Here is a 6,521-nt window from a genome sequence, read left to right on the forward strand (position 1 = left end):
GGCTTGTCCTGGTAATAGTTGGTGCGAAGCGTGGACTCGATCAGGTTGGCGAAAGTCCGCAGTACCCGGTCGGCGTCGAGCGTCTCCACCTCATCGATCGCCACTGACAGCTCCGCACGCACCTTGGCCTGCGCGGCCGCCCGTTCCTCCACGCCCAGGGCGGGGTCGAACCGCGCTGCGAACAGTGCCGTCAGCGCCTTGGTAACCCGGGGATTTGCGAGCAGCGTGTCAGCCATGAAACCCACGGAGTTGGTATTCCCCATCTGGCGCATGTACCGCGCGTATGCCCTCAGGATGGTGATCTGCCGCCATTGCATGCCCTCGCGCAGCACCAGCCGGTCAAAGCTGTCCGACTCCACCGCGCCTGATATCGCCGCGCCGAACGAGTCAGCCAACAGCTGGCCCGTTGCCAGGGGGTCGATGCCCGCGGGGTACTTCAGCCCGAGGTCGTACAGGAAGAAGTCGCGCCGGTCGGCTGTCTCGATCTCGAAGGGCCGTTCATCCAGTACTTCCAGCCCCATGTTGTGGAAGTACGGCAGGATCTGGCTCAGGCTCTTGGGCTCCAGCATGTACAGCTTGACGCGGGCGTCCTCCTCCAGGACCTCGCCTGCGCCCTTGGGCAGGTACACATGAACACCGGGTTTCTCCTGCTTGGCACCTTCTGCGCGCTCAGCGTGGGCCCCGTACTGCTCAAAGCGGGTGATGTCCTCCAGCGCGTCTTCGACCTCATAATCCACGCGGTAACCGGCAGGAAAAGCCTCAGACCAAAGACCGGCCAGTTCCTTGGCGTGGTCATCGGCGCCGCGTTCCCGCAGGACCTCGGCGATGCCTTCGCTCCATGAACGGGATGCCCGGACGAGCCGGTTTTCAAGTTCATCGGTGTTGACGTCGCTGACGTCGGCGCCCTTGGGCAGCCGGATCCGGAAGAAAAGGCGGGCGAGGGCGGACTCGGTCATCCTGGCTTCGTAGTCGATGGACTCGGCCTTGAAAGTGGACCGCAGTTCTTCCTCGATGCGGAGCCTGACGTTGGTGGTGTAGCGGTCGCGGGGAAGGTAGACCAGCGCCGACATAAAGCGGCCGTAGATGTCCGGCCGCAGGAAGAGGCGGGTGCGCCGCCGCTCCTGGAGCTTTTGGATGCCGGTTGCCGTAGCAGCCAGATCTTCAGTTTCGATCTGGAACAACTCGTCACGCGGGTAGGTTTCCAGGATCCCCAGAAGGTCCTTACCGGAGTGGGAATCCGGCGGGAAGCCGGCGCTGCCCAGTACAGCTGCCACCTTCTCCCGGACGACGGGAATGTCCCGGACCGACCCTGTGTAGGCGCTGGTGGCGAACAGGCCGATGAAGCGGCGCTCGCCGTTGACGTTGCCCGCAGCGTCGAAACTTTTCACACCGATGTAGTCAAGGTACGCGGCCCGGTGGACGGTGGACCGGGAGTTTGCCTTCGTGATGACCAGTGCACGCTTCTCGCGGGCCTTCCGGCGGCCCACTTCCGTCAGATGCTGGACATGCGGAGCGTCAGGCTTGGCCCGCAACAGGCCGAGACCGCTGTCTTCGCGCAGTTCCAGAACGTCCTCACCGTCGGCATTCACGAGGTCGTACTCGCGGTAGCCCAGGAAGGTGAAGTTGCCGTCGTCGAGCCAGCGCAATAGTTCCTGTGCCTGCCTGAGTTCGGCGATCTGGGCAGGGTTGGCCACCTGGTCCAGGCTGGCCGCAATCTGGAGGGCTTTGTTCCGCATCTTCGGCCAGTCTTCGACGGCGGCGCGGACATCTGCGAGGATCCTGTCCAGGCCGTCCAGCAGGGATGCCTGGGCATCCTTGGAAACGCGGTTGATCTCCACGGCGATCCAGGATTCCATGTGGGAGGCATTCTCACCCTGTGCAATCAGGTGGGACAGGATGGGCATCGCAGCGGTGTCTCCGCTCGATATCCCGATGTGGGAAGGCACCCGGTCGACTTTGACCAGCTGCCCCGTTTCCCTGTTGCGGGTCACAACGAACAAAGGGTGAAGGACGAGGCGGATGGCGGCCTTCTGGCGGACCAGCTCGGCGTTGACTGAGTCAACAAGGAAGGGCATATCGTCCGTGACGACATAGACAACGCTGCTGTCGGCCTCGGTGACGATGGCAACTTTTGCCTGGCCCGGCAAGCGGCTGGCTGCGACCTTGCGGTGGGTCTCGGCCCGTGTGGCCAGCACATCCTGCCGATAGCTCCGGGCGTCTTCTTCAGCCATATGCTGGTAGTAGTCCGCCAGAAAGCCCTCCTGGTCATCAATGGCCAGGGACTGATCCTCCACGCTGGATCCAGACGACATCTGCAAACGCCTCCATCACACTAATATTGCTGCACCCTTGCAGCCCTTATGGTGAGCCTAGCCCTTCAGAACCCGCCTCGGTGTGGAAGAAAATACAGAGGATCGGGAGGATCGCTGGACAGGTGCACAAACCAAATCGGCGATGGCTCGCCTCAGCTTCGACTCCGGGGCCGTTTCAAGCAGCAGTGAACCGCCAAGAAGTGCGGCGTCGGCTGCTGAGCTGTCCGCGGGCAGAAATGCCGTGAGTGTCGACGACGGGCCGTACCGCTCCCAGGCATCGCGCAGCTGGCGTTCCGGGGATCTTCCTACAGCAGCTGCCCGTACCTTGTTCATCACCACAACCGGAGAAACGTGCGGTACGGCCGTTTCGAGATCCGCAAGGCCGCGGACCAGCCGTGGAACGCCCACGGGATCAGCCGCCCCCACAGCGAAAACAGTGTCTGCAACCTCCAGGGCCCGCAAGGTGGCGGCGTTCCGGCGCGGCGCCATGGTGTCAAAGCTGAGTTCCTCGTCGGCTTCGAGGCAGAATCCGGTATCCACCACCACGACGTCGGCGATCTCCTTGGCCCGCTCCAGCACCAATGACAGTGCCGCTGCCCGGAGCTCGGTCCATCTGTCAGCGCGGGTGATCCCGGTCAGGACGCGGAACGTTCCGAGTCTGGTGGTGACCGGCAGGGCAACCTTCAGCAGGGCATCCGCGTCCAGCAGGCCCTGATCCGCCAGCCTGCACGCTTGGGCGAGACCAGCCGATTCGTCCAGCAGGCCAAGGACCGCCGCAATGCTGGCACCATAGCTGTCCGCATCGACCAGCAGCACGGATTTTCCTTCAGCTGCCAACTCCCCCGCGATGTTGGCGGCGATGAAGGTCCGCCCGGGTGATCCTGCCGGGCCCCACACAGCAATGATCCTGCCGGCTCCGGAGGCCGGCGGCACGTCTGCCTGTTCTGCCGGGTGCTGGCGCAGTGCCGCACCTGTATCGCCCACGCCGTTCCCGTAGCCGGCGTCCCGTGGCGTGCCGGTCAGCTGGGCCACTGCCTCGGCAATCCTGCCGGCCAGGGCGGCCGAGTCAACTCCTGTCAGCGCGGATGCCACGCCGATCCCGCGCAGGCGGGCAGCCTCCTCGGCGTTGTCAGTCAGCGCGATGATGGCAACCCCGACGGCCCCGAGCCTGTCAACCAGGGATGCGGTCAGCGACTCGCAACCATCCGCCACCACCGCTGCCCGGGCCAACCCGCTTTGGCAGGCTGCCAGCAGTTCGGTCAGTTCAGCGCAGCGCCTCACGACCGTCACAGGGCCGTGGAGCCTTTCCAAGCCACCGACGACGTCCTCCTGGGCCTGTCCGACCGTCACCACAGGGATGTTCATGACGTACCGCCGCCCGGATTCCACACTACGGAGATCTTGGCCTTGTTCGCTTGGGCGCCCAGGAGTGCCGGCATCTGGTCGTCTGCGACGAGAACCATCACTACTGTGCTTCGGGAGGAGCCCAAAGCGGTGGATCCGTCTGTCAACTGCGCAATTTCTGCACCACGAAGCAGTAACTGCGGCTCACTGAAGCCGTTCCGTGCATCAGTGGCGGCCACCCAGACGTCCACGCGGGTTCCGGCAACGGCTTGCGGGGGCAGCGCCTCATCGATGGTCACAGCAACAGGCTTACGGTCCAGCGCGTCGACACTGGCGAGGCTTTCCTTCGGCACCAATTGGCTCTTCCCGATCCGCTGGACAGCAACGAGCCCTTCCGGCAGCCCGCCCTCGACCGTGACGTAGTGCTCCTCAGTCTCCCCCAGCCGGACTTTTGCGCGAACGACATTCTCTGTTGTCAGCCGTTCGCCCACGGCAATGGAGTCCTTGGCTGCATAGACCTCCGTGGTCTGGTCAGCAGTGCCAACCAGGTAGATCACTCCCACAACGGATGCCAGCACCAGCAGCACACCGACCAGCAGCCGGGGATCCTTCCACGACGGGGCCTTCAGCCTGTTCCCCGCGGTTGCAGCATCATGGCTCATGCGTGTCTCTCCCCTAACTCGCGCCGGACGGCTGGCTGCACCCGGACACCCCATTGTTGCGGCATGCACCCCGGAAAAAAAGTCAAAAGTCCAAACAACATCAAACTGTGGATAACAGCACCAGATGGCCTCCTGGGTGGCAAAATGGATTTATGCCCAGATTCCTCACACTCGCGGATGTCGCTGAACAGCTGCAGATCAATTCACCAGCGGCGTATGCCTTGGTCCGCAGCGGCGAACTCAAAGCCATCCAGGTTGGCGGGAGGGGCCAGTGGCGGGTAGAGGAAAAGATGCTCGAACAGTACATCGAGGAGCGCTACGCCGAGGCCAGCCGGATGATCCAGGAAGCCAAAGCCAAGCAGACCTGAGCGTCGGACAGCCAGTCCAGACTCTTTACCTGCACCAGCGCTCTTTACCTGCACCAGCGGCGGCAGATCAGAAGGCGGGGACTACAAGTCACCGGCAGTCCGTGAGCGGATTGCCCCCAGCGCCTGAAACGGAATGGTGGCTACCTGCCGGACCTGGGATGCACGCCGGACCTCACCGGGGCTGACAAGGGCCATATCGAAGAAATCGCTGCCCACCCGATCTATGACCCCGGTCAGCGTACATTCCCGCTCCGTCACGCTTCGGAGAGTCACCTCGAGCCCGGCCCGGTCCCGGCCCAGCCCGCGCAGGGCTGACGATAACCCGATCCGGCGCCGTACTTGTGAGGTCTCTGCAACGGAAACGCGCCCCAAACCTGCATAGCGTGCCACCGCGCCGTACGGAATAAGGACCTGGTGGCGCTCCTCACTGAGAACCAGGGCCTCTGCCCCCGCATGAGTGAGTGTTCCGGCGAAGGTCCTCCCGCACAGCAGGTGCACGGCTATTTGGCTGCTGACGGAGCCCCGCAACCGGTCCGCCAAGGTCACCGATGCGGTTTCCACCCGTGCCCGTTCCGAAATCTCCGCCTCGACCGCCAGTCTGTCACCCTCGGCAAACTGTGCCTCCATGTCACCGAACAGTGCATCCCAACGCATGGGGACAGCGTAGGCGGCCCCTTCCTCAGCGGTCAATCAGGAATGACTTACTTCCAAACTATGGACAAAACTATTTTATCTGGTCCAAACTGAGCTTAGATGCAACAAACAACATCAAACTGCATCAAACAGACGGAAGGAATGTCATGGATAGTCCAAGCGCCCGCGGGCTCAGGACCGATGCGGTCATGGCCGGGTCCGTCCTGATGCTGGGACTTTTCCTGTTCGTGGCCGGTATGGGGCTCACGGAACGGTGGCAGCAATCGGCCGCGCGCCGGCAGGGCCCCGGCGTCGATGACCTGCTGGGAGCCATCGCTGTTTCGGCGGGGCTTGCCATTGTGGCCTGGTGGATTCTCTCTGTCCTGCTGGCCGTGGCAGCAGCTGTGCTCGAGAAGGGCGGCAAAAAGCGGGCCGCCGCCAGTGCTGGCAAGTGTTGCCCGGCCTTTATGCGCAGGCTCGCTGTCGCCGCATTCTCTGTCCAGCTGCTTGCCGCTCCGCTGGCTCAAGCGGCCGTACCGCCGGAGGGGCCGGCCTGGGTACCGACGCAAGAGGTGGCCCTCCAGGCCCACTGGGCACCGGCAGCTGTGGCACGGCAGATCCCGCTGCCGGAAAAGACAGGCACACCTGCTCCAGCAACGCCGTCTCCACGCCCGCAGGCCCCGGCTGCGCCTCCCTCCGCCGGTACGCAAGATCGCGGCACACCTGCCCAAACGATGCAGGGCCAGGACACACACATGCAGGACACGGAGGGGGATGAACGGCCAGATCTTCTGGACACCTCGGCGGCAAAGGGCCAGGAAGCCCAGGACCTGCAGGACGCTCTGGTCCCTGCAACACAGGTCCCGGAACCCCGTGCCATGGAGCCACAGCCGACGGAACGGCTGACGCCGGCAGTCCAGCCCGAATGGCGGCCCAGCGCACCACTGACGGATCCGGGGCTGCTGGCCGCCCAGCCTGTCCGGGCTGTGCAAGGTGCACAGGGGCCAGCCCGGGACATCACGGTACTTGCGGGCGACACCCTTTGGGACATCGCGTCCCGCGAGTTGGGGCCCACGGCGACAGACGTGGACGTGGCGCTCCGCTGGCCCCGCTGGTACGAAGCCAACAGAGCCGAAATCGGGACGAGTCCTCACGTCCTGTTGCCGGGGCAGATTCTGAAATCACCGTCCACGGCCTAAGGG

Annotated in this window: 6 protein-coding genes; 2 read left to right on the forward strand and 4 right to left on the reverse strand. The window is 64.1% G+C overall.

The window, feature by feature from the left end:
- The 3 genes from DBR22_RS03065 to DBR22_RS03075 form a co-directional block, all read right to left on the reverse strand.
- Positions 1-2,312, reverse strand: a 2,312-nt coding sequence (locus tag DBR22_RS03065) for an NAD-glutamate dehydrogenase domain-containing protein (protein WP_146187356.1), incomplete at its 3' end; no start/stop codon positions are given.
- 57 nt (positions 2,313-2,369) lie between these two features.
- The gene (locus DBR22_RS03070; protein WP_108597727.1) at positions 2,370-3,677 is read right to left on the reverse strand and encodes an AAA family ATPase; all 1,308 of its coding nucleotides are present in this window, start codon (positions 3,675-3,677) and stop codon (positions 2,370-2,372) included.
- Positions 3,674-4,318 (reverse strand): hypothetical protein, encoded by a 645-nt coding sequence (locus tag DBR22_RS03075; RefSeq protein WP_108597728.1) that lies wholly within the window; start codon positions 4,316-4,318, stop codon positions 3,674-3,676. Before DBR22_RS03075 ends, DBR22_RS03070 begins: the two co-directional genes overlap by 4 nt.
- Before the next feature lie 152 nt (positions 4,319-4,470).
- Here DBR22_RS03075 and DBR22_RS03080 point away from each other — a divergent pair, with 152 nt between their 5' ends.
- Positions 4,471-4,686 (forward strand): helix-turn-helix domain-containing protein, encoded by a 216-nt coding sequence (locus tag DBR22_RS03080; protein WP_108597729.1) that lies wholly within the window; start codon positions 4,471-4,473, stop codon positions 4,684-4,686.
- Between the two features lie 81 nt (positions 4,687-4,767).
- Here DBR22_RS03080 and DBR22_RS03085 read toward each other — a convergent pair whose 3' ends face one another.
- Positions 4,768-5,340: a hypothetical protein gene (locus DBR22_RS03085; RefSeq protein WP_108597731.1), complete on the reverse strand. Its 573-nt coding sequence runs from the start codon at positions 5,338-5,340 to the stop codon at positions 4,768-4,770.
- A 146-nt stretch (positions 5,341-5,486) separates the two neighbouring features.
- Between DBR22_RS03085 and DBR22_RS03090 the strand changes: the two genes are divergently transcribed.
- Positions 5,487-6,518 (forward strand): LysM peptidoglycan-binding domain-containing protein, encoded by a 1,032-nt coding sequence (locus DBR22_RS03090; RefSeq protein WP_108597730.1) that lies wholly within the window; start codon positions 5,487-5,489, stop codon positions 6,516-6,518.
- The last annotated feature ends 3 nt before the right edge of the window (positions 6,519-6,521 follow it).

The sequence above is a fragment of the Arthrobacter sp. HMWF013 genome (assembly GCF_003061105.1).
Classification (GTDB): domain Bacteria; phylum Actinomycetota; class Actinomycetes; order Actinomycetales; family Micrococcaceae; genus Arthrobacter.

What these genes read in the sequence shown, in the direction of transcription:
- DBR22_RS03080 (WP_108597729.1), top strand. Translation starts at nt 4,471, where the DNA reads ATGCCCAGATTCCTCACACTCGCGGATGTCGCTGAACAGCTGCAGATC.
- DBR22_RS03070 (WP_108597727.1), bottom strand. Translation starts at nt 3,677, where the DNA reads ATGAACATCCCTGTGGTGACGGTCGGACAGGCCCAGGAGGACGTCGTC.
- DBR22_RS03085 (WP_108597731.1), bottom strand. Translation starts at nt 5,340, where the DNA reads ATGCGTTGGGATGCACTGTTCGGTGACATGGAGGCACAGTTTGCCGAG.
- DBR22_RS03090 (WP_108597730.1), top strand. Translation starts at nt 5,487, where the DNA reads ATGGATAGTCCAAGCGCCCGCGGGCTCAGGACCGATGCGGTCATGGCC.
- DBR22_RS03075 (WP_108597728.1), bottom strand. Translation starts at nt 4,318, where the DNA reads ATGAGCCATGATGCTGCAACCGCGGGGAACAGGCTGAAGGCCCCGTCG.